The 22,439-nt window shown below is 75.3% G+C and carries 14 protein-coding genes and 1 pseudogene; 6 read left to right on the top strand and 9 right to left on the bottom strand.

The window, feature by feature from the left end; all coding sequences use genetic code 11:
* Positions 1-2: 2 nt before the first annotated feature.
* A complete protein-coding gene (locus AB0B02_RS30860) occupies positions 3-416 on the top strand; it encodes a roadblock/LC7 domain-containing protein (RefSeq protein ID WP_217628637.1) in 414 nt (137 codons plus the stop codon).
* A gap of 93 nt (positions 417-509) precedes the next feature.
* On the opposite strand, the gene AB0B02_RS30855 is transcribed toward AB0B02_RS30860, so the two are convergent.
* Positions 510-2,024, bottom strand: a complete 1,515-nt coding sequence (locus AB0B02_RS30855) for a GH1 family beta-glucosidase (protein WP_357306379.1) — start codon at positions 2,022-2,024, stop codon at positions 510-512.
* 838 nt (positions 2,025-2,862) lie between these two features.
* Between AB0B02_RS30855 and AB0B02_RS30850 the strand changes: the two genes are divergently transcribed.
* From AB0B02_RS30850 to AB0B02_RS30840, 3 genes are all read left to right on the top strand, one after another.
* Complete coding sequence (locus tag AB0B02_RS30850; protein WP_357306376.1) at positions 2,863-5,760, top strand: glycoside hydrolase family 48 protein; 2,898 nt, start codon at positions 2,863-2,865, stop codon at positions 5,758-5,760.
* Positions 5,761-6,106: 346 nt separating this feature from the next.
* Positions 6,107-6,988, top strand: a complete 882-nt coding sequence (locus AB0B02_RS30845; RefSeq protein ID WP_281938848.1) for a phosphatase PAP2 family protein — start codon at positions 6,107-6,109, stop codon at positions 6,986-6,988.
* Between the two features lie 9 nt (positions 6,989-6,997).
* Complete coding sequence (locus AB0B02_RS30840) at positions 6,998-7,669, top strand: maleylpyruvate isomerase N-terminal domain-containing protein (protein WP_357306372.1); 672 nt, start codon at positions 6,998-7,000, stop codon at positions 7,667-7,669.
* Positions 7,670-7,813: 144 nt separating this feature from the next.
* Here AB0B02_RS30840 and AB0B02_RS30835 read toward each other — a convergent pair whose 3' ends face one another.
* The gene (locus AB0B02_RS30835) at positions 7,814-8,698 is read right to left on the bottom strand and encodes a DUF1028 domain-containing protein (protein ID WP_281938850.1); all 885 of its coding nucleotides are present in this window, start codon (positions 8,696-8,698) and stop codon (positions 7,814-7,816) included.
* 106 nt (positions 8,699-8,804) lie between these two features.
* Positions 8,805-10,016 (bottom strand): low temperature requirement protein A, encoded by a 1,212-nt coding sequence (locus tag AB0B02_RS30830; RefSeq protein ID WP_357306368.1) that lies wholly within the window; start codon positions 10,014-10,016, stop codon positions 8,805-8,807.
* Positions 10,017-10,159: 143 nt separating this feature from the next.
* On the opposite strand from AB0B02_RS30830, the gene AB0B02_RS30825 reads away from it, so the two are divergent.
* Together AB0B02_RS30825 and AB0B02_RS30820 are read left to right on the top strand one after the other, a co-directional pair.
* The gene (locus AB0B02_RS30825) at positions 10,160-11,140 is read left to right on the top strand and encodes an LLM class F420-dependent oxidoreductase (protein WP_281938854.1); all 981 of its coding nucleotides are present in this window, start codon (positions 10,160-10,162) and stop codon (positions 11,138-11,140) included.
* Position 11,141: 1 nt separating this feature from the next.
* Positions 11,142-11,942, top strand: coding sequence for an SDR family oxidoreductase (locus tag AB0B02_RS30820; RefSeq protein ID WP_357306365.1), 801 nt, complete (start codon positions 11,142-11,144; stop codon positions 11,940-11,942).
* Positions 11,943-12,127: 185 nt separating this feature from the next.
* On the opposite strand, the gene AB0B02_RS30815 is transcribed toward AB0B02_RS30820, so the two are convergent.
* The 6 genes and pseudogenes from AB0B02_RS30815 to AB0B02_RS30790 form a co-directional block, all read right to left on the bottom strand.
* Complete coding sequence (locus AB0B02_RS30815) at positions 12,128-14,440, bottom strand: DUF3488 and transglutaminase-like domain-containing protein (RefSeq protein ID WP_357306362.1); 2,313 nt, start codon at positions 14,438-14,440, stop codon at positions 12,128-12,130.
* A complete protein-coding gene (locus AB0B02_RS30810) occupies positions 14,434-15,588 on the bottom strand; it encodes a DUF58 domain-containing protein (RefSeq protein WP_357306359.1) in 1,155 nt (384 codons plus the stop codon). Before AB0B02_RS30810 ends, AB0B02_RS30815 begins: the two co-directional genes overlap by 7 nt.
* 2 nt (positions 15,589-15,590) lie before the next feature.
* Positions 15,591-16,586 (bottom strand): MoxR family ATPase, encoded by a 996-nt coding sequence (locus tag AB0B02_RS30805; protein ID WP_107156932.1) that lies wholly within the window; start codon positions 16,584-16,586, stop codon positions 15,591-15,593.
* 28 nt (positions 16,587-16,614) lie between these two features.
* On the bottom strand, positions 16,615-19,179 hold the full coding sequence (locus AB0B02_RS30800) for a fibronectin type III domain-containing protein (RefSeq protein ID WP_357306424.1): 2,565 nt from the start codon (positions 19,177-19,179) through the stop codon (positions 16,615-16,617).
* A gap of 205 nt (positions 19,180-19,384) precedes the next feature.
* Entirely contained in the window at positions 19,385-20,272 is an 888-nt protein-coding gene (locus AB0B02_RS30795; RefSeq protein ID WP_357306420.1) for a fibronectin type III domain-containing protein, read from the bottom strand.
* A gap of 1,704 nt (positions 20,273-21,976) precedes the next feature.
* Positions 21,977-22,417, bottom strand: a pseudogene (locus AB0B02_RS30790) (tetratricopeptide repeat protein); the annotation flags it as partial.
* Between the last annotated feature and the right edge of the window lie 22 nt (positions 22,418-22,439).

Here is a 22,439-nt window from a genome sequence, read left to right as displayed (position 1 = left end):
CGTTGAGCCAGGAGGCACGGGACCTGAGCTGGTTGGTGAACGCGTTCGCCGAGCGGGTTCCGGGTGTGGCGCACGCCGTGGTGGTGTCCTCCGACGGGCTGCTGGTGGCGATCTCCGCGCACCTGCCGCGGGACCACGCGGACAAGCTCGCCGCGGTGACGTCGGGCCTGATGAGCATCACCGCGGGCGCGGCCCAGATGTTCGACGGTGACGTCGTCAAGCAGACCGTGGTCGAGATGGGTCGCGGCTACTTCCTGGTGATGCAGATTCGGGACGGTTCGATCCTGGCCACGCTGGCCGGCGGTGACGCCGACATCGGTGTGGTCGGCTACGAGATGGCGCGGCTGGCCAAGCAGGCCGGTGAGATGCTCACCCCGGCGCTGCGGGCCGAGCTGCAACAGGCGCTGCCGCGCTGAGCCGAACCAGGCGCTGCCGCGCTGAGCCGAACCAGGCGCTGCCGCGTTGACCGGGCACCCGGCCGGCGACGCCGCCGGCCGGGCCACACCCGACTAGAGTCCGTTGCGGCGGATCACGTCGCGGTACCAGTGGGCGCTGCGCTTGAACACCCGACGCTGGGTCGGGTAGTCCACGTAGATCAGGCCCCAGCGCTCCTCGTACCCCTCGTTCCACTCGAAGTTGTCCATCAGCGACCAGACGTGGTAGCTCTCCAGCGGCACCCCGTCCCGGATGGCGCGGTGGGCGACGGCGAAGTGGTCGCGCAGGAAGGCGACCCGGCCGGCGTCGTCGATGGTGCCGTCCGGGCCGGGGGCGTCCGGGCAGGGCAGGCCGTTCTCGGTGATGGTGATCGGCACCCGGCCGTAGTCGCGGGTGACCCGGGTCAGCGTGTCGTACAGGCCCTCGGGGTAGATCTGCTGCCAGCCGGCCTCGGAGGTGGGCCACTTCTGGATCGTGTCGCCGCTGCCGGTGACGTAGAGCGGGGTGTAGTACTGCACCGCGAGCAGGTCCACCGGGCTGGAGATGATCTTCAGATCGCCGTCCCGGATGCCCCGGACCATCCGGCTGTCCGGCCCCAGGTCGGCCAGCACGTCCCGCGGGTACTCGCCCTTGAAGACGGAGTCGAGATAGAGGCGGTTCTCGTAGCCGTCGTGGAGCCGGGTCGCGGCGGCCGCCTCGGCGGTCTCGTCGGCCGGGTAGCAGGGGTGCAGGTTGAGCGCGGGGCCGATGCGTCCGGGCACGCCGGAGGCGCGCAGCGCCTGCACGGCGAGGCCGTGGGCGAGCTGGAGGTGGTGGGCGACCAGGTACGCCGCCGCCGGGTCCCGGTGGCCGGGGGCGTGGTGGCCGGTGAGGTAGCCGTTCTGCACCACGGTCTTCGGCTCGTTGATGGTCAGCCAGACCGGCACCCGCTCGCCGAGCGCGCGGAACACCGCGTCGGCGTAGTCGGCGAAGCGCTCGGCGGTGTCGCGGTTCTCCCAGCCGCCGTCGTCCTGGAGCGCCTGGGGGAGGTCCCAGTGGAACAGCGTGGCCATCGGCGCGATGCCGCGCTCGTGCAGGCCGTCCACGATCCGGCGGTAGAAGTCGAGGCCACGCTGGTTCGGGCGGCCGGAGCCGTCGGCCTGGATGCGCGGCCAGGAGATGGAGAACCGGTAGCTGCGCAGCCCCAGGTCGCGCATCAGGTCGAGGTCCTGGGCGTACCGGTGGTAGTGGTCGGCCGCGACGTCGCCGGTGTCGCCGTTGCGGGTGCGTCCCGGGGTGCGGCTGAAGGTGTCCCAGACGGACTCACCCCGCCCGTCCTCCTTGGCGGCCCCCTCGATCTGGTACGCGGAGGTCGCCGCGCCCCAGCCGAAGTTGGGCGGGAAGCGCAGCCCGCGGTCCGGCTCCGGGTCGGTGCGCCGCTCGGGTGGGCTGTCGCAGCCGCCGAGGGCGGTGGTGGCGGCGACCCCGGCCGCGGTGGCACCGGCGAGCCCGGCCGCGGTGGCACCGGCGAGCCCGGTCCGGGCCGCGCCGGCGGCGCTCGCGGACAGGGCGGCGCGGCGGAGCAGGCGCCGTCGGGTGAGTAACGACATGAGGCTTCTCCTCGAAGTGACGGGCCGCCCGGGGCCGGGAGCGCTCCCAGCATAGGCCGGAGGCGGCCGGCCTTGAATCCGGCGGTCGCGGCGCGGGCGGCGGCGCGGCCGGCGGGCGGCCGGAATGGGGTGGGCGGGTGTCGCTCGGGGGCTGGGGGCGAGCGGCGAGAGTGGGGCAGATAGCGAGAAAGGCCGTCCGGGTGGCGTGTCACGCCTGTCCCGTCGGCCTCTTTTGCCGTCGACAACGGGGGTTTAGTGTGGGGACGGGGGAGGGCAACCCCCGTCCCCACCGAGATGCACACACGCACGATTGGGAATTGGCGTCCGTCGTGCGTGTCGCGCGGGAGCCGGGCCACGCGAGTGGCTCTGGTTCCACCTCCCTCCGTTTGGCGGGTGAGGGCCGGCGGCGGCGTCCGGGCTGGTTCGCCGCCGGCCACTGGGCCGGTAGCCGGGCACGGGTGTCCCCGGCGATTCAGTAACTTACATGTCCGTCGATGGAAGCGCTCCCATCGGCGATGCTGCGACTGTAACGCCCGTCACGGCTTTGTGAAAGCCCCTAAACGAGATCGAAACATGGACGTGGGTATCTGCCCTGGACATTGTGGTGGGAGCGCTTCCATGGCACACTCTCGTCACGCGACGTGGAGCCAACTCTCGCGAGCGCGGGCCGCCGAGGGCACCCGGACATCCGGTGCGGCGCCCCGATTCCCGGCACGACCGGGACGACCACTTTTCCGGACGCCTCCGTCCCCCCGCGTACGCCCGTCGACGCGTGGAGGCGCCCCGCCGGGGCCCCGGCCCCGGCCCGGTCCGAGGAGACACCGCCCACATGAGACTCATGGCCAGACGTCGCCGCACGGCGATGCTCGCCGCCACCGCCCTCGCCATCGGCGGGGTGACCCTGCCCGCGAGCGCCGCCCAGGCCGCTCCCGCCTGCGACGTGACCTACGCGACCAGCGAGTGGAGCACCGGGTTCACCGCCACCGTCACCATCAAGAACCTGGGTGACGCGCTGAACAACTGGTCGCTGAAGTTCGCGTTCCCGAACAGCAGCCAGCGCGTGACGCAGGGCTGGTCGGCCAAGTGGAGCCAGAGCGGCAGCGACGTGACCGCGACCAACGAGTCGTGGAACGGCAGCCTGCCCACCGGCGCGTCCACCAGCATCGGCTTCAACGGCAGTTTCAGCGGCAGCAACCCGAAGCCGACCGCGTTCACGCTCAACGGGGTCGCCTGCAACGGCGCTTCCAGCAACCAGCCGCCGTCGGTCTCCCTCGGCGTTCCGGCGGGTCCGTTCACGGCGCCGGCGGACGTTCCGCTGACCGCCACCGCGAGCGACGCCGACGGCACCATCAGCAAGGTCGAGTTCTACCGCAACGGCCTGCTGGTCAACACCGACACCACCGCCCCGTACGGCTACGACCTGCTGAGCCTGCCGGCCGGCAGCTACACCGTGCAGGCCAAGGCGTACGACAACGCCGGCGGCACCGCGATCGCGGAGAAGTCGTTCACGGTCGGCGCGGCCACCGGGCCGAGGCTGGTCGCCACCCCGTCGGCGGTCAGCGTCGACGAGGGCGGCAGCGCCACGGTGCGGTACACGCTCAGCTCGGCGCCCACCGCCAACGTGCCGGTGACGCTCGCGGTCACCGGGGACAGCGACATCACCGTCTCGCCGGCCTCGCTGACGCTCACCCCGAGCAACTGGAGCACCGGCGTCACCGCCACCGTCTCGGCGGCGGAGGACGCGGACACGGTCGGCGGCACCGCCACCATCGCCGCGTCGGCGACCGGTGCCGCGGGGGTCTCGGTGGTCGCCACCGAGATCGACAACGACTCCCCGGGCGGCGACAACGCCTACATCAAGAAGTTCCTCGACCAGTACGGCAAGATCAAGAACTCGGGCTACTTCAGCCCCGAGGGCGTGCCGTACCACTCGGTCGAGACGCTGATCGTGGAGGCGCCCGACCACGGGCACGAGACCACCTCCGAGGCGTTCAGCTTCTGGATCTGGCTGGAGGCCCAGTACGGCCGCGTCACCCAGAACTGGAGCCCGTTCAACAACTCGTGGACGGTGATGGAGAAGTACATCATTCCGTCGCACGCGGATCAGCCCACGGCCGGCGCGCCGGGCACCCCGCAGTACGCCGCCGAGCACAACCTGCCCAGCCAGTACCCGTCGGCGCTGGAGGCCAGCGTCCCGGTCGGCCAGGACCCGCTGCGCTCGGAGCTCCAGTCCACCTACGGCACCGGTGACATCTACGGCATGCACTGGCTGATGGACGTGGACAACACCTACGGCTTCGGCCGCTGCGGCGACGGCACCACCAAGCCGGCCTACATCAACACGTTCCAGCGGGGCACCCAGGAGTCGGTGTGGGAGACCGTGCCGCAGCCGTCCTGCGACACGTTCAAGCACGGCGGCCAGTACGGCTACCTCGACCTGTTCGTCAAGGAGTCCAACGCCCCGGCCAAGCAGTGGAAGTACACCAACGCGCCGGACGCCGACGCGCGCGCCGTGCAGGCCGCGTACTGGGCCCTGACCTGGGCCAAGGCGCAGGGCAAGGAGGCCGACGTGGCGGCCACCGTGGCCAAGGCCGCCAAGATGGGCGACTACCTGCGCTACGCGTTGTTCGACAAGTACTTCAAGAAGATCGGCAACTGCGTCGGGGCCAGCACCTGCCCGGCCGGCAGCGGTCGTGACTCGGCGCACTACCTGCTCTCCTGGTACTACGCCTGGGGTGGCGCGTACGACACGTCGCAGAACTGGTCGTGGCGGATCGGCTCCAGCCACAGCCACTTCGGCTACCAGAACCCGTTCGCGGCCTGGGCGATGACCAACGTGTCGGAGCTGAAGCCGAAGTCGCCGACCGCGGTCTCCGACTGGCAGAAGAGCATGGACCGGCAGCTGGAGTTCTACACCTGGCTCCAGTCCGCCGAGGGCGGCATCGCCGGTGGCGCCACCAACAGCTGGGACGGCAACTACGGCACCCCGCCGGCCGGCACCGCCACCTTCTACGGCATGTTCTACGACGTCGACCCGGTCTACAACGACCCGCCGTCGAACCAGTGGTTCGGCATGCAGGCCTGGTCGATGCAGCGCATCGCCGAGCTGTACCTGCAGACCGGCAACGCCAAGGCCAAGGCGCTGCTGGACAAGTGGGTCCCGTGGGCGATCGCCAACACCACCACGGGCGCCAACTGGTCCATCCCGTCGGACATGAAGTGGACCGGTCAGCCGGCCAACTGGAACCCGAGCAGCCCGCAGCCGAACACCAACCTGCACGTCGAGGTGACGGTCAAGGGCCAGGACGTCGGCGTCGCCGCCGCCTACGCCCGCACGCTCATCGCGTACGCGGCCAAGTCCGGCAACACCGCGGCGAAGAACACCGCCAAGGGCCTGCTGGACGCGCTCTCGGCGGCGGCCGACAGCAAGGGCGTCTCGATGCCGGAGAAGCGCGGCGACTACAAGCGCTTCGACGACGTCTACAACGCCACCGACGGTCAGGGTCTCTACGTCCCGCCGGGCTGGACCGGGAAGATGCCGAACGGTGACGCGATCGCCGCCGGCAAGAGCTTCCTGGACATCCGGTCCTTCTACAAGAAGGACCCGGACTGGCCGAAGGTGCAGGCGTACCTGGACGGTGGCGCCGAGCCGGTCTTCAACTACCACCGGTTCTGGGCGCAGGCGGACGTCGCCATGGCGTACGCCGACTACGGGACCTACTTCCCGCAGGGATGAGATGACGACTCCTCCGTGGGCGGGTGAGGCCCCGCCCACGGAGGAGGCCGACCCGGCCGATGGGGGAACGGAGCGGCCGGGTCGGCGGACGGCCTGACGCCCACGGTCAGGCCGGGTGGGCCGGCCGTCCGGCCGACGCAGCGGACGGACCGGCCCACCACTCCGCCCGGGGCGACCCATGGCGCGAAAAGGCACCGAAAAATCAGCGCCCCACGGGATCACATCCGTGGCGCGGACGGAGTAACGTATTTGTCGGAGAGGCCGCTCCCCCCGTGGCGGCCTCTCCACTATTTTTTTGCCCGGCCTCCACCGCGCGCCGCACCGGCCCGACCGCTAAGTTGTCCGGGTGCGGGAGACGGCGAGGGGTTGGACGGCGGTCTGGTTGGTCGTACTGGCCTTGGTCCAGACGGCCGCGTTTCTGGTGGTGTGGCGGTTCGCCGTGCACACCGAGTTGGGGCAGTGGCTCGACACGGTCGCCCTGACCGGCAACCAGATCGGCCAGGACCGGGTCGACGGGCCGGTGGACACCATCCTCAACGCCATGTCGGTGGTGTCGCTGCTGGCCGCGACCGCGGTGATCGGCTTCATCGCGCTGATCCGGGGCCGTAAGGCGCTCGCCGTCACCGCCACGCTGCTGATCGCCGGCGCGAACGTCAGCACCCAGGTGCTCAAGTACGTTCTCACCCGACCGGAGTTCGGTGTCGACCCGGAGCGGGCCGCCGCCGGCAACAGCCTGCCCAGCGGGCACACCACGATCGCGGCCTCGGTGGCGGTCGCGCTGATCCTGGTGCTGCCCCGGCAGTTGCGGGTCGCGGGCGCGTTCCTCGGCGCCGGTTACGCCGCCGCCGCCGGGGTGGCCACGCTCTCCGCCGGCTGGCACCGACCCAGCGACGCGGTCGCCGCGTACCTGCTGGTCGGTGCCTGGGCCGCGGTGGCCGGGCTGGTGCTGCTGGTCTTCCAGCGGGAGCGGGCCGTGGTGGAGCCCGGCGACGCGCACCGGCTGGCCGCCGCCGTGCTCGGGGTCGGCGGCGCGGTGGCGCTGCTGGCCTCCGCGTTGGCGTTGTCCTGGCTGGTGGACCGGTCCACCGTCGCCGTCGAGGAACTCGGCCGCCGTCCGCTGTTCATCGGGTACGCGGGCAGCGCGGCCGGCATCGTCGGCACGATCGCCGTGGTGGCCGCGCTGGTGCTCGCCCTGGTGCACCGGCTGGTGCCCCGCTGGAAGGGCTGAGGCGGCCGGATGGAGCCGGTACGGGCCGCGTTCCGCGACGAGTGCGAGCGGCTGGAACGGGTCCTGCACGGGCTCGACGAGACGGCGCTGGACCGGCCCACCCCGTGCCCGCCGTGGCGGGTCCGGGACCTGCTGGCCCACGTACGCACCGGCGCCGGCCGTCTGGCCGGGATGCTGGCCGAGCCCGCGCCGCCCCGGGCCGAGGTGACCGCCGCCGGGTACTTCGACGCGGCCAAGTTCGCGCCCGCGGTCGACCGGGACCGGATCGACGGGGCCCGAGCGGCGGCCCGGGAACTGCCCGGCGCGGCCGACGGGGCACGGGAGTTCGGCCGGGCCTGGCGGGCCACGGACGCGGCGGTGGCCGCCGAGCCGCCCGACCGGGTGGTCCGCACCCGGCACGGTGACGCGATGGCGGTGACCGAGTTCCTGCGTACCCGCGTGGTGGAGCTCGCGGTGCACGGCCTGGACCTGGCCGACGCGCTGGACCGGCCGCCCTGGACGGCCCCGACCGCGGCGGCCGTGACGGTCGACGTGCTCACCGCCGGGCGGCCGGTGCCCGAGCGGCTCGGCTGGGACGCGCTCACGGTGCTGCGCAAGGCCACCGGCCGGCTGCCGCTGACCGACGCGGAGCGGGCGGCGCTGGCGGCGGCCGGCATCCGTCGACTCGCCTTCGGCGGCTGAGCCGGTCGCCCGATCGCCGACGCCGGTCGCCGGATCGCCGACGCCGGTCGGCCGGTTCCGTCGGCGGCCGGGCGGCCGGGCGGCCGGGCGGCCGGGTCAGCCGGTCGCGGGCGGGCCGGGTCGGCCGGTTGCGGGCGGGCCGGCTCAGCCGGTTGCGGGCGCCGGCCCGGCGGTTCCGTCGGCACCCGACCGGTCGGCCGCGCCGCGCCGCAGGTGGTCCAGCACGATCGGGTCGATCCGGCCCGGCACGAAGCGCTCCTCCAGGTTCTCCAGGCCGGACCAGGCGGCGAGCGCGTCGTCCAGGCCGGCCGGGCCGACCGGGTGCCCGGCGGCGGCGAGCAACTCCGCCACCTCGACGGCGAGCGGCCCGGTGAGGTCGCGCAGAGTGGCCGGGTCGGGCCGGCCGAAGATCATGGTGTGCAGGCCGAGCAGGCGGCGCAGCTCGGCGACCGGGTCCGGGTGGTCGTCCACCCGCAGGTCCACCAGTTCGTCGCCGGTGCCGGCGTACCCGCCGTGGCGCTGCACCACCAGCAACGCGGCGCTCTGCCGGCCGCGCCGGTCGCCGCCGGCCCGGTCGCCGGCGGTCAACGCGGCCAGCAGCCGCTGCGGGAACGGCAGATCGACGCCGGTGAGCCAGGCGTCGCGCAGCGCGTCGATCACCTGCGGGCCGCTCAGGATGTTGCCCTGCGCGGCCCAGCCGTCGCCGGCCTGGCCACCCGCCCAGGGATGACAGCGCGGCCCGGTCCAGGTGGCCCCGGCCCCGGCGGCGCCGACCACGGCGAGCTGCCGGTCGTCACGCCCCGGGTCGGCGGCGACCAGGCCGGCCACCGTGTCGGCGGCGGTGACGCCGGTGCGTAGCAGCGCGAGCGCCTGCGCCCGGTAGGCGAGGTTGGCGTGCGCCTGGGTGGCGACCGCCCCGACCCGTGCCTCGGCGGCCGGCACCAGCGCCCCGGCGGCGAGGAACCGGCTGGCCACGGCCACGCCGTGCAGGTGCCCGTCGGCGGAGCGGGCGACGAGCGAGAACGTCACGCGCGGATCGTAGCCCGGCGGCGGGCGCGGCGTCGGCACACCGGCGGGAGGCGGCGGACGCGGCCGGCACGGTGACGCGGGCGGTCGGACAGCGGTGCGGGCGCGGTCAGAACGGCGGTGCGGGCGCCTCCGGCGGGCGGCCCCAGGCGCGCCGGAGGTCGGCCACCGCCACCGCCGCCAGCACCACGACCGTGTACCCGGCCGCCACGAGCAGCGGGACGTGCACCAGCAACGGCACGGGCAGCAGCAGCGCGACGATCGCCACCAGCCGGGACGGGGAGACCCGGCCGAACACCTCGTACTCGAAGCGGGCCCGGCCGGCCAGGAACAGCGCCGGCCCGCCCAGCACCATGGCGAGCCACGCCAGCTCGTTGTGCCCGCTGGGGTGCTCGACGGCCAGCTCGTAGCCGATCGCGGTGGCCACCACGCCGATCACCATGACCAGGTGGGTGTCGGCGGCGGAGCGGCCGATGGTGGCCGGGTGCTCGGCCCCGGTCACCGCCTCGCCCAGGATCTGCCCGGCCCGCTGCACGTAGATCCGCCACAGCAGCACGGAGGTGGCCAGCGCGGCGGTGAACGCGGCGATGTTGGACCAGCCGCTCGGCGCGCGGGTGTAGGTCAGGCCGGCGACCAGGATCGTCTCGCCGATCGCCACCAGGTAGATCTGCTGGTACCGCTCGGCCAGGTGCCGGCCGTGGATGTCCCACCGCGAGATGGTCGAGCGGCCCAGCCCGGGCACCGGCCAGCCGAACCGGTTGCCCAGATACTCCACCACCAGCGCGGCGCTCCAGAGCACCACCCGGGCGTTGGTGGGCAGCACCGCGCCGACCAGCCAGAGCACCCCGGAGACGACGTACGTGATCAGCATCCGCAGCTTCAGCCGGCGGTACTGGAGCCGGCGCAGCACCAGCATCAGGATCGCCGAACGGCCGACGTTCGCCACCACGTAGGCGACGGCGAACGCCAGGCCGCTCCCGGTGAACGCGCGGGGGATCGCCACCCCCATCACCATCGCCGACACCAGGGCGGTGATCACGATGACCTGCAACCACAGGTGGTACGGGTCGTAGCGGCTGGTGGTCCACGCGGTGCCCTGCCAGAGCATCCAGAGCGCGATCAGCAGCAGCAACGTCTTCCCGCCGCCGGTCACCGCCGACCAGGTGGTCTTGCCGCCCTCCAGCGCCAGGTCCTCGAAGGCGCGCGCGGAGATCCGGGTCAGCGCGAACACGTAGACCAGGTCGAAGAACAGCTCCAGGAACGTGGCCCGGTCGCCGTCGCCGTCGTCCGAGCGCAGCGCGGCGGGCTCGGCGACCCTCACCGCCGTGCCCCGTCCACGATCGCGTCCACCCGGCAGTCGTAACACCCCCACCGGCCGCGGCGGCGCGGATCGGTCGGATCGCCCCCGATCTTGCTCCGGCGGTGCCGGGCGGGCACGATCGACGGGTGACGAAACGATGGGGTATGACCGTGCCGCTGGGCGGCGTGCCGCTCGCCGACCACGCCGAGGTCTACGCGACGCTGGACCGGGCCGGGTTCACCGACGTCTGGTCGTCGGAGGTGGCCGGGACGGACGCGTTCACCCCGCTCGCGCTCGCCGCCGCCTGGACGCCCCGGCTGCGCCTCGGCACCGCGATCACCCCGGTCTTCACCCGGGGGCCGGCGCTGCTGGCGATGAGCGCCGCCGCGCTGGCCGAGGCCGCGCCGGGCCGCTTCGCGCTGGGCGTCGGCGCGTCCTCGCCGGTGCTGGTGCGGGACTGGAACGCGGTGCCGTTCGACGAGCCGTACCGGCGGACCCGGGACGTGCTGCGCTTCCTGCGGGCGGCGCTGCGCGGCGAGACCGTCGACGGGGCGTACGACACGTTCACGGTCCGACGGTTCACCCTGGAACGCCCGCCGGCCGTGCCACCGCCGGTGCTGCTGGCCGGGCTGCGCCCCGGCATGCTGCGGCTCGCCGCCGCCGAGGCCGACGGGGTGATCCTGAACTGGCTCGCCGCCGACGACGTGCCGACCGCGCTCGCCGAGCTGGGGGAGCGCCGCCCCGGCTTCGAGGTCGCCGCCCGGATCTTCGTCTGCCCCACCGAGGACGCCGCGTACGCCCGCGCGCTGGGCCGCCGCCTGATCACCGCCTATCTCACCGTGCCCGCGTACGCCGCCTTCCACCGCTGGCTGGGCCGGCAGGAGACGCTCGGCGAGATGTGGCGGGCCTGGGCGGCCGGGGACCGGCGCGGGGCCGCCGCCGCGGTGCCCGACGACGTGGTCGACGCACTGATCCTGCACGGCTCACCCGAGCGGTGCGTGGCCGCCGCCCGCCGGTACGCCGCGCACGGCGTCGACGTGCCGGTGCTGGCGGTGCTGCCCACCCCGGAGACGACCGAGGGCGGCGCGACGGCCTGGGCCGACCTGCTGCCCCGGCTCGGGGCCGGCGCCGAGGACGGGAGCTGAGATGAACCTGACCGACCGGGTGGTGGTGATCACCGGCGGGGCCGGTGGCATCGGCGCGGCGCTGGGCCGCCGCTTCGCCGCCGAGGGCGCTGCCGCCGTGGTGCTCGCCGACCTGGCCGCCGACGCGGCCCGCGCGGCGGCCGACGCGATCGGCCCGGTGGCCGCCGGCGTCGGGCTGGACGTCACCGACGAGGTGGCGGTCCGCGCGCTCGTCGACGAGACCGAACGCCGCCACGGCCGGATCGACCTGTTCTGCGCCAACGCGGGCGTCGCCACCGGCGGCGGCCTCGACGCGCCCGACGCCGACTGGGATCGGGCCTGGCGGGTCAACGTGCTCGGCCACCTGCACAGCGCCCGGGCGGTGCTGCCCGGGATGCTGCGCCGGGGCCAGGGCCACCTGCTGCTCACCTGCTCGGCCGCCGGCCTGCTGACCGCCGTCGGGGACGCGCCCTACACCGCCACCAAGCACGCGGCGGTCGGTCTCGCCGACTGGCTGGCCATCACCTACCGGGACGCCGGCATCCGGGTCAGCGCGCTCTGCCCGCAGGGTGTGGACACCCCGATGCTCGCCGACGGGCTCGCCGAGGGACACCTCGGCGCCCGGGTGATCGCCGCGTCCGGCGCGATCCTCACCTCCGACCAGGTCGCCGACGCGGTCGTCGCCGGGCTGGCCGAGGAACGGTTCCTCATCCTGCCCCACCGGGAGGTCGCCGACTACGCCCGCCGCCGCGCCGAGGACCCGGACGGCTGGCAGGCCGGCCTGCGCAAACTCGTTCGCAAGCTGCGCGCCGCCGACTCCTGACCAGCCGCCGCCGGGCCCGGCCCGGTCCGTCGCCGCCCGTCGCCTGCCGTCGCCGTGTTGCCCGTCCGGAGCCGGTCACGTCCGACGTGAGTCGTTTGTGCTATCAGCTCGAAAGGGCGTCCGCACCGACACCGACCTGCCCGTCGTGCCGTCGACCACTCGGGTCCCGCGGCGTGCGCGGGGCGTCAGCGCCGCCAGCGCAGCGGACCCGGGTGGACCCGCCACCACAGCCGCCGCCAGCGTGGCCGGGCGTCGCGCAGCGCCTCCCCGTACGCGGTGACGAGCGTCGCCGCCCGGTCCGCCTGCTGCCCGGTGGTGCTGCCCGGGGCGAAGGCCACCTGGTTGACCAACCCGGCCAGCTCGCCGACGTCGCCACCGGACGCCTCGTCGCCGGAAGCCTCGTCGCCGGAAGCCCGGTCGCCGGCCGGCGACACACCGGTCGCCGCGCGGGCCTCGGCCAGCGCCCTCCGGGCCCGCTCGGCGACCTCCGCCGCCGCCAGGTCCGACCCGGCCGGGCGGCCGGCCAGCCGCAGCGCGTCGGTCAGCTCCCGCCAGGCGCCGGCGACCCGCTCGCCGGGAGCACCCCGCTCCAGCCGGGACCGGCTCAACCGGCGGCGCGTCGCCGCCAGGGCCGCCAACACCGCGCCGACCACCAGCAGCAGACCGCCGACGCCGCCGCCCACCAGCACCGGCGTACCCGGGCCGCCGCGGGCCCGGTCCGGCGCGGACGCTGCGGCCGGGGGAGAGGCCGAGGGCTGCTCGGTCGGTGCCGGCACCTCCGACGGCGGCGGCTCCTCCGGCTGCGGCCGGAAGTCCTCCTCCACCGGGCGGGGCGCGGAGTCCGGGCGCGGCATCGGATCGAACGACACCCAGCCGACGCCGTCGAACAGCACCTCCGGCCAGGCGTACGCGTCGGCGGCCCGCACCGGTCCGTCCGCGTTCGGCGCGAACCCCACCACCACCCGGGTGGGCAGCCCGGCGAGCCGGCCGAGCACCGCGAACGCGGCGGCGAACTGCTCCGAGGTGCCCCGCTGCCCGCCGCCGTTACGCGGCCCGAACAGGAAGAACGTCAGATTCGGGTACGCGTGCCCGCTGGGCGCGTCCGCGGTCAACCGGTAGTGCTCGGCGAGGAACGTGGCGATCGCGTCGGCCCGCGCGTACGGGGCGCCGTTGGCCTCGGCGAGCTGGGCGGCCAGCCGGCGCAACTGCTCCGGCGCCCCGTCCGGCACCCGCAGCACCCGCGCCACCGCGTCGCCGGCCGGCACGTTCGCGGTGCTCACCAGGTTCACATCCGGGCGCTCCCGCACCGAGGACACCTCGTACCGCAGCCCCGGCACGAGCCCCTCCGGGCGGATCAGCGTCCCGCTCGCCGGGTCGTACGCCACCCGCGCGCCACCCACCTCGCGCGGCGTCGGCACCGCCGGCAGCAGCCGCCCGGTCAGGTCGCCCACAGTTATCTCCTGGCGCACCGCCTCGGTGGTGGCCCCCGGCGCGGGCTCGACCGCCGGCAGGATCCGCCCCGCGTTGCGGTACGTGGCCCCGACCCGCCAGGTCACCCCGTCGTAGTCGCTGAGCACCGCCAACCGGATCCGGGGCGGCCCACCCTCGGCCGGCCCGACGACCGTGCGCACGTCGAGCAGCCGCTGGTCCGGGTTCAACGCCCAACCCGAGATCCGGATCAGCGGGTTCTCGTCCAGCGACTCGACCTGCGGCGGCTCCACGTAGCGGCGCGGGTCGACCGGACGCGCGTCGACCTGACCGGCGACCACCGGCGCGAGCAGCGCGGCCAGCGCCACCACCAGGGCCAGGCCGGCCGCGCTCGCCGCGGCCAGCCGCAGCCGCACCGCCGCGCGTACCGCCGGGGTGAGCCCGGCGACCGGGTCGGCGTCCGCCGCCGGGCCGGGCCGGCGTCCCGGCGCGGCCAGGCCGACCGCCGCGACGGCCGCGAACAGCACCGTCGGGCCGACCGCCGGCTCCGCGTTCGGCCCGACCACGTAGAGCGCGCCGGCGTAGAGCAGCGCCGGCGGCAGGTACCCGGCCAGCACCCGGCCGGCGCGCAGGGCCACCTCGGCGGCGGTCAGCCCGGCCAGCCAGGCGGCCACCACCGGGACCAGCACGGTGTCCGGCGTCGGCTGCACCGGGATCATCGCGGTCAGCAGCCGGGGGATCGCGTTGCGGGCGGCGTCGGCGGCCACCTCGCCCAGCCCGCCGGGCAGCGCCGCGTGGCTCGCCGCCAGCCGCAGCGACAGCAGCGTCCAGCCGGCCAGCGCGGCCACCGACAGCGGCGCCACCAGCCACGACGCCAACCGTCGGGCGGCCACGCTGACCGCCACCGAACCGACCGCCGCGCCGACCATCAGCCGGGTCAGCAGCGGATCCGCGTACACCCGGCCGAGCACCACGCCGGCGAGCGCGACCAGCACCACCAGCGCCACCGGCACCGGCGCCGCCCGCAGCGCCCGGACCGCCCACTCCCGGGCCGGCGTCCCGGTCACCACCGGCGGATCCCGTCCCACTCGGCGGCGAACGCCGCGCCGTCGGCCGCGTCCAGCACCACCAGGCCCGCCGCGCCGGCCGCCGTCGGCGCCGCCGCGCCGAACATCCCCACCACCACCGACGGGTACGCGCCGCGCAGCGCGCCCACGTGCCCCAGCTCGTCGGCGGCGCCCGGCCCGGTGAGGAAGACCAGCGTGTCGCCGAGCCGGTCCTGGCGCAGCCGGCCCGTCGCCGCCGACAGCACCTCCGGCCCGCCGCCGGCCAGCTCGGTCGCGGCGAGGCGATCCAGCGGCCCGGCCACCCCGGCGGGCTCGGCCTCGGCCGGCGCGACCAGCAGCAGGTGCACCGGGAGGGACTCCCGCACCGCCGCGGCCACCACCGACGCCGCCGCCTCGCACGCCGACTCGAACGACTCCGCCACCCCGGCCACCCGCCCCGGATGCGCGGCTGCCCGGTTGTCCAGCACCACCACGAGGCGCGGCAGGCTGGTGTCGACGTTCTCGCGCACCATCAGCTCACCCACCCGGGCGCTGGTCCGCCAGTGCACCCGGCGCAGCTCGTCACCGACCACGTACTCACGCAGCGAGTCGAACGTGATCGACCCGTGCGGCACGCTGTCGGTGCGCCCGTCCAGGCTGCGCCCGGCGCCGGTGGGCACCGCGGACATCGGGTGGATGCGCGGGTGCACCCACACTCCGACCGTGCCGCCGTAGCCACGGGCCAGCGCCACCAGTCCGAGCGGGTCCCGGCGCACCACCCGCAGCGGACCGACCGGCACCACCCCCCGGCGGTGCGTCGGCACCGGGTAGCGCACCACCGTGTCCCGCCCCGGGCGCAACCGCAGCAGCGGCACCGGCACCGGCGCGCCGGCGCAGCGGTCCTCGGCGACCAGGTTCGCCGCCCGCAGCCGGCCGGTGTTGCGCACGGTCAGCTCCATCGCCGCCGGCTCGCCCCGGGCCACCCGGTCCGGGTCGGCCCGCCGCGCCACCGTCAACCGGGGCCGCCAGGCGGCGGTCACCCCGGCGTAGCCGACCGCGACGCCGGCCGCCGCGCCGAGCACGGTCAGCTCCGGGTACGCGTACCGGAAGCCGACGCCGAGCAGCACCAGGGCGGCGACGAGCAACCCGATCCCCCGGGCGGTGATCCCCACGCTCAGCCGTGCACCGGGGCGGGCTGGCCCGACGGCAGCGGCACCGGCACCGAGGCGACCGCCTGGCGCAGCACCTCGGCCGGCGTGACGCCCCGCACCTGCGCGTCCGGGGTGAGCAGCAGCCGGTGCGCGAAGACCGGCTCGACAAGCGCCTTCAGATCCTCCGGCATGATCCAGCCCCGACCGTCGATCAGCGCGTACGCGCACGCCGCCCGCGTCAACGCGATCACCCCGCGCGGACTCACCCCGACCCGCACCTGCGGATGGGTACGGGTCGCCGCGGCCAGCCGCACCGCGTACGCGTACAGCGGCTCGGCGATGTGCACCCGCCGGGCCATCTGCACCATCTCGCCGACCGTGGCGGTGTCGGTGACCGCGCTCAGCGAGTCGGGGGAGCGGACCGTGGCACCGCGCAGCACCTCCACCTCGACCGCCTCGTCGGGATAGCCGACGGAGAGCTTCACCAGGAACCGGTCGAGCTGCGCCTCCGGCAGCCGGTAGGTGCCGTCCATCTCGACCGGGTTCTGCGTGGCCACCACCAGGAACGGCTGCGGCACCGGGTGGCGTACGCCGTCCACCGTGACGGTGCGTTCCTCCATCACCTCCAGCAGCGCCGACTGGGTCTTCGGGGACGCCCGGTTGATCTCGTCGGCGATCACGATGTTCGCGAACACCGGCCCCGGGTGGAACTCGAAGCCGCGGCTGGCCTGGTTGAAGATGGTCACCCCGGACACGTCCGAGGGGAGCAGGTCCGGGGTGAACTGGATCCGTCGCCACTCGCCCTGCACGGTGGCCGCGACCGCCCGGGCGAGCGTGGTCTTGCCGACCCCGGGCACGTCCTCCAGCAACACGTGCCCCTGCGCGAACAGCGCGGTCAGCGCCAGCCGGACCACCTGCGGCTTGCCCAGCACGACCGCGTTGACGTTGTCGGCCAGCCGGGCGGCCAGGGCGGCGAAGCCCTGCACCTCCGGCTGGCTGAGCGGTTCGTGCGTGTTCACGGGGCGCCTTTCGAGGAAGAGATCGCGGTCAGCAGGCGGGCAGCAGGTTGAGGTTGTCGCCGCCCTCCAGGTTGAGCCAGGCCCACGGGATGTAGGTCCGGCCCTTGTAGTCGACCTGGATCCACCAGTTGCTCTGCTTGTTCTTGTTGTAGATCCAGGCGTCCACGTTCTCGCCCTTCGCCTTGCAGTACGCGCGCAGCCGGTGGCCGTCCGGCACCCAGCCCGCCTGGCGGTCGTCGTCCTGCCGGGTGACCTCGAAGATCTCGTTGCCGTTGCGGCCCGAGACGTCCTTGTCGCAGTACGTCCGCTGGTCGCCGTCCGGACCGTTCTTGCAGGTGGCGACGCCGTAGAGCGGGTCGGTGGTCTGGGCGCGGGTGGCCGTGCCCTTACCGGCCGCGTTGCTCGCGGTCAGCGCCACCGAGTACGCCGTGCCCGGCGTCAGCCCGGTCACCCGCAGGCTCGCGCAGCTCCCGGTGGCCGTCTTGCCGCCGGTCGCGGCCGTGCAGGTGGCCCTTCCGCCGCCGGCGTCCACGGTGAACGTCACCGTCACCGACGTGGCGTCCGCCGACGAGCCGGTCACCGTGATCCGGGGCGCGGCCACGGTGCGCGCCGTGGTGCTGGCCTCCGCGCCGGGGCCGGCCTCGTTCACTGCCTTGACCTTGACCGTGACGTTCTGGCCGTTGCCGAGCCCGCCCACGGTGGCCCGCACGTCGGTCACCTCGACCGTCTTCCCGCCGGCCTCCACCACGTACTTCGTCACCGGGCGACCGTTCTCCACCGCCGGCGACCACTGCACCGCGACCGTGCCGGGCTGATCGGCCACCGTGGACGCGCGCAGCTCGGTCGGCGCCTTGGGCGCGGTGAAGGGCACCACCGTGTTGCTCACCGGCGACGCCTTCGACCCGGCGCCCTTGTCGCTGACCGCGGTCACCGTGAACGCGTACTGGGTGCCGTACTCCAACTGGCCGGCCGGCAGCACCAGCTCCGGCTTCGGCGACTCGCCCGCCGGGGCGCTCGCGCCGGCCGAGGTCGCGGTCACCGCGTACCTGGCGACCTTGTTGCCCTGGCCGTTGGCCTCGGGCCAGCTCACCCGGACCGTGCCGTCCGGGCGCGCCTCGGCGGTCACCGCGGTCGGCGGGTCCGGCACCTCGGCGGTCGGCACGACCGGGTTGCTGCGGCGCGCCGGACCGTCGCCCTTGGCGTTCACCGCGTGCACCGAGAACGTGTACGTCTCGCCGTTGGTCAGGCCGGTGATCTCCAGCGCGCGCTGGTTCGCGCCCACCTCGTGCGTCTGGCCGGCGCCCTCCACCACGTACCTGGTGATCTCGGCGCCGTTGGACGCGGCGGCCTGCCAGCTCACCCGCGCCGACGCGTCGCCGGCGGCGGCGGTGACCGCCTTCGGCGCGCCCGGCCGGCTCACCTTCGGCTTCTTCGGCGGGGGCGGCGGCGGGGGCGCCGGCGGTGGGTCGCCGCCGAGCACGTCGTTGGCGTACTTGTCCACCTCGCGCACCCGGTTGTGGTCGTCGACCACCTGCGCGGTCGACGAGTCCGGCGGGTTGATGAACAGGTGGTTCTCGCGGACCTCCAGCTCCACCGGGCCCGGCCGGCCGGCGCCCTTGATCGTCTCCACCAGCTGCCCGCCGGCGTCGAACGAGTAGACCGTGCCGGTGCCCTCGTCGGCGACGTAGAACCGACCCGCCCAGGCGACCGCCGGGCTGAGCCGGGGGCCCTCGCCGGGCACCGTGAACCGCTTCACCTCGGCCCCGTCGCGCACCACGTGCACCGACCGGTCGCCGGGGACCGTGACCGGCACCTGCGGCCCGCTGGTCCGCGTCGGCAGGCTGCCCGGCGCGGTCATGGTCAGGCCGGCCCGCCGCGTCCGGCCGCCGCTGACCGTCACCAGCGACGCGGAGGTGCGGTCCAGCACCGCCACCCCCTCGTCCAGGGTGGACACCACCAGCTCGTGCGCCGGCTCCGCCACCTCGTACGTCTCGACCCGCTTCGGGCTGAGCCCGCCGGCCGGCGCGTCACCCGGCGTGGCCGGCAGGTCGGCGGCGGTGACCGCCGAGACGGTGCCCTCGCTCGGCACCGCGATCCACAGCTTGCCCGCGCCGTCGAACGTCCCGCCGGTGATGCCCGGCGGGTAGCGGACCGGCTCGCCCACCGGCGTCAACGCCCGTGGGTCGAGCTGCCGGACGATGCCCTGCACCGCGTCCACCACGAACGCCTCGTCGTCGTGCAACGCGACGCTCACCCCGAGCCCCGGCGCGGTCGGCGTGGTGGCGGTGATCTGCAACGTGGCCAGATCCAGCGAGCTGACCTGGCCGGTGTTCAGGTCCCGCAGGATCAGCAGCCGGTCGGTCTGGGAAACCTGCGTCTGGTGCCGCCGTCCGCCGGGCACCTCCATCCGGGTGTCCACCCGGGCGGTGATGCCGTTCACCCGGGCCAACTCGCTGCGCGTGGTGCTCCACAGCCAGGACGACGAGTCGAAGTTGGCCACCGCGTTGTCGGCCGCGCCCAGCCCGAGCACCGTCAACCCCATCGCCGCCAGCAACGCGGCCACGGTGCCGATGGTCACCAGCCCGCCGCGCATCCGCTTCCGGGGGCGGGCCGTCTCCGGCCCGGCGGTGCTCGTGACGTCCTCGATGGTGGTCACAGCCGGCTGCCTTCCCGTCGGTGGAGGAGGGCGCCGCGCCCGGCCGGCCCTCCCCAGAGCCGGAGCCATCATAGGGGCCGGCCGGGGCAGGTGAAACCCGCACCGTCCTCCTGTGGACACCGAGCGTGTCCTCGGTGGCCGGTCAGTTCGGCGTGGCGCCGCCGCCCTCCCGGTCCGTGCACACCTGGCCCGACGTGGCGTACGAGTCGGTCGAGTAGACCGCCAGCACCGTGAAGCAGTAGTCCAGCCGCGCGCTCAACCCGTTCACGGTGTACCGGGTCTGCCCGGCGTCCACGGTGGCCATCACGCCGAGCTTCTGCCCGGCCCGGCCGCCGGCCACCACGAACGGCACCCCGCCGTCCGTCGGGTCGGTCCAGGTCACCGTGATCGTGGTGGTGTCGTCCCGCAGCCGCAGGTCACCCGGGGGCGGGCCGGTCACCTTCGGTTTCACCGCGCCGGGAGAGGGAGCGGGCGGCGCCGCGTCCCGGTTCAGCCACACCGCGCCCCCGGCGACCACCGCCACCAGTGCGAGTACCGCGCCGCCGACCACCAGGGCCGGCACCGTCCGGTTCCGGCCGCGCGACTCGGGCTCCACCGCAGCCGGGTACGCGGCCGGCTGGTGGAACGCCGACGGCACCGCCGGCCAGGAACCCTGCTCCGGGTACGCCGCCGGGTCCGGCCGCTCCGCCTCCGGGAAGTCCGGCAGCCCGTCGTCGACCGGCAGCGGCCACCCCCGGTCCGGCGCACCGCCGTCGACGTCCCGGTCGTGCCGGTCCGTACTCCGGTGCTCCGTCCTCCGGTGCTCTGTACTCCGGTGCTCCGCGACGGCACCGCGCCGCTCCTCGGCGACGTTCGGTCCCGCCTCGGGGGCATCGACGGTGTCCGGCGCCGGTTCGGGGTCGGGCCCGGCAACCGGCTGGGACGGTGCCACGCTGCTCCAGGGCGGCGCGGTCATCCCCCACGGCGGCGCCGGCGTGCCGCTGACGGGTGCGGCGCTGACGGGTGGGCCGCTGACGGGTGGGCCGCTCACGGGCGGGCCGCTCACGGGCGGGCCGCTGACCGGATATTCCGGCGGCCCGCTCACCGGGTGGCCGGGCGGTCCGCTCACGGGTCGGGTCGGTGACCCGCCGCCGGTGTGCACGAACGCCTCACTTCCCGGCGGGACCGGCGGGTACCCCGGTGCCACCGGTCCGGCGGTCGGACGTACCGGTGCGGACGGATCGCTCCCCGGGAGTGCACGGGGCGCTGGTGGGCGCGCTGGTGGGCCGCTCACCGGGGCTGTCTCCGGCCGATGTGCGCTCGGCGAGCCCGCAACCGGCGGCGGTCCGTCCGACGGCGGTCCGTCCGGCAGGTGTCCGCCCGGTGCCACGCTCGTCGGTTGCGGGCTCGCCGGGAAGTGGGTGCTCGTCGGCGCCCCGCTGACGGAACGCGGGCCGGCCGGCTGCCCACTCGTCGGGACGGCGTCGGCCGAGGGCATGGCGGCGGCCTGCCGCTCCGCCTCCTCGCGCAGCAACGGGCCGATCTGCCGCACCTGAACGGTCGGCTTGTCCCAGCCCGGCCCGGATCGGTGTCCGTCCGCCGTCGCCCCGGCCGGCTCGTCGGGCCGGTGGGCCGGCGTGGCGGTCGACGACGGCGTAGGGGGTGTCCCCGCCGACGTGGTGTCGAGGGCTGGCGACCCGGACCCGGGCTCCGGGACCCGTGGCGTCGGCGGTACGGGTGTGCCGGCCTCGCGTTCCTCCCCGGTGACGCGTGCCAGGGTGGACGGAGAGGTCGGTGTCGCATCAGCCTCCGTGGCGGGCGCCGGCGGCGGGACGGAGGCATCCGGAAGTGCGCCGGTGCTCGCCCAGGGGGAGCGGGGCGACGGCCGGCGAGGCGGGGGGATGACCGGCGGCGGTGGTGGTGCGGCGGCGCCGGTGGTCGACGCCGCCGGATCGGGAGGCGGAAGCGGGGCGACCGGTGCCCGGGACGGTACCGGCGTCACCCCGGGAGCGGGCGGTACCGGCGTCACCCGGTGGCTCGCCGGGATCGCCGGAGCGCTGTGGCCCGCCGGGATCGGCGGAGCGCCGTGGCCCGCGGGGATCGGTGGAGTCCCGTGGCCCGCCGGGATCGGCGGTGTCCCGTGGGGCGGCGGGATCGGCGGCGCCGCGCGGGGCGTCGGGACCGGCGGTGCGCCGTGGGTCGTCGGGATCGGTGGAGCCCCAAGCGCCGCGGGGATCGGTGGTGCCCCGCGGGGCGTCGGGATCGGCGGTGCTCCGTGGCTCGGTGGGGCCGGCGGGCCATCGGCGTCGGGCGGAGAGGGCGCGGTGTCCGGGCCCGTTTCCGGCGGAGCCGGCGTGGCCGGCGTGGCCGAGAGGCCCGGTCGGGGTGGCGGGGGCGCCCAGGGGCTTGCCGGCCGGTCAGCCCCGGTGCGCGGGAGCGGGGACGGGACCACCGGCGGCGGCAGCGGGGCCGACCCCGGGGCGGACCGGGGCGACGGGTGCGGGGGTGGAACAAGATGCGCTCCGGCGCCGGACGTGGCTTCGGGTGCCCGGAACTCCGGGGCCGGTTGCGGTGCCCATTCGGCGCCGGGCACGGGCGTGACACCAGGCGGTACGGGGACGGTCGAGGACGGCGGGGCGGCCCGGGACGGCTGCGCCGGCGCGACCGCCGGCAGCGACACGGTGGGCCCGGCCAGCGCCGGATCGGGGTGCCCGCCGGCAGCGGCGGCGGAGCCGCCGGGGAGTGGACCGGAACCGGCGGGAGCGGCGGCGGAGCCGCCGAGGTAGTGGCGCGCCGCGCGTACCGCGGGGTGATCCGGACCGAGCACGGCGGGCCCGGCGGTGGCGACGCGGCCGTAGTTGCGGCGGGCCTCGTGCCGGTTGCCCAGTTCCTCCGCGACCCCCGCGAGGTCGAAGCTGAGCGCGAGCATCAGCGGGTCGGCGTCGCCGCGACGGCGCTCACCAGCGGCGTACGCCTCTTCGAGGACGCGACGGGCAGCGGCCGGGTCGTCGGCCTCCCGGTGCAGTCGGGCCAGCAGATGGCCGGTGGCCAGCACGTCCTGGTGGTCCTCGCCGTACGCCGGCCGGGCCGCGGCGATCGCGTCGTCGAGCAGGCGACGGGCGCCGGTCAGATCTCCCGCGGCGCGGAGCGCGAGGGCCTGGTGCTGCGCGGCGGTCAGCGGGGAGGGGTGGGACACGTGAGCAATGCTGCCCGGAATC

Origin of the sequence: Micromonospora sp. NPDC049240, from assembly GCF_040647835.1 — a bacterium.
Classification (GTDB): domain Bacteria; phylum Actinomycetota; class Actinomycetes; order Mycobacteriales; family Micromonosporaceae; genus Micromonospora.
The sequence above is the reverse complement of the archived record's forward strand: the minus strand, read 5'-3'. Positions and strand labels throughout refer to the sequence as shown.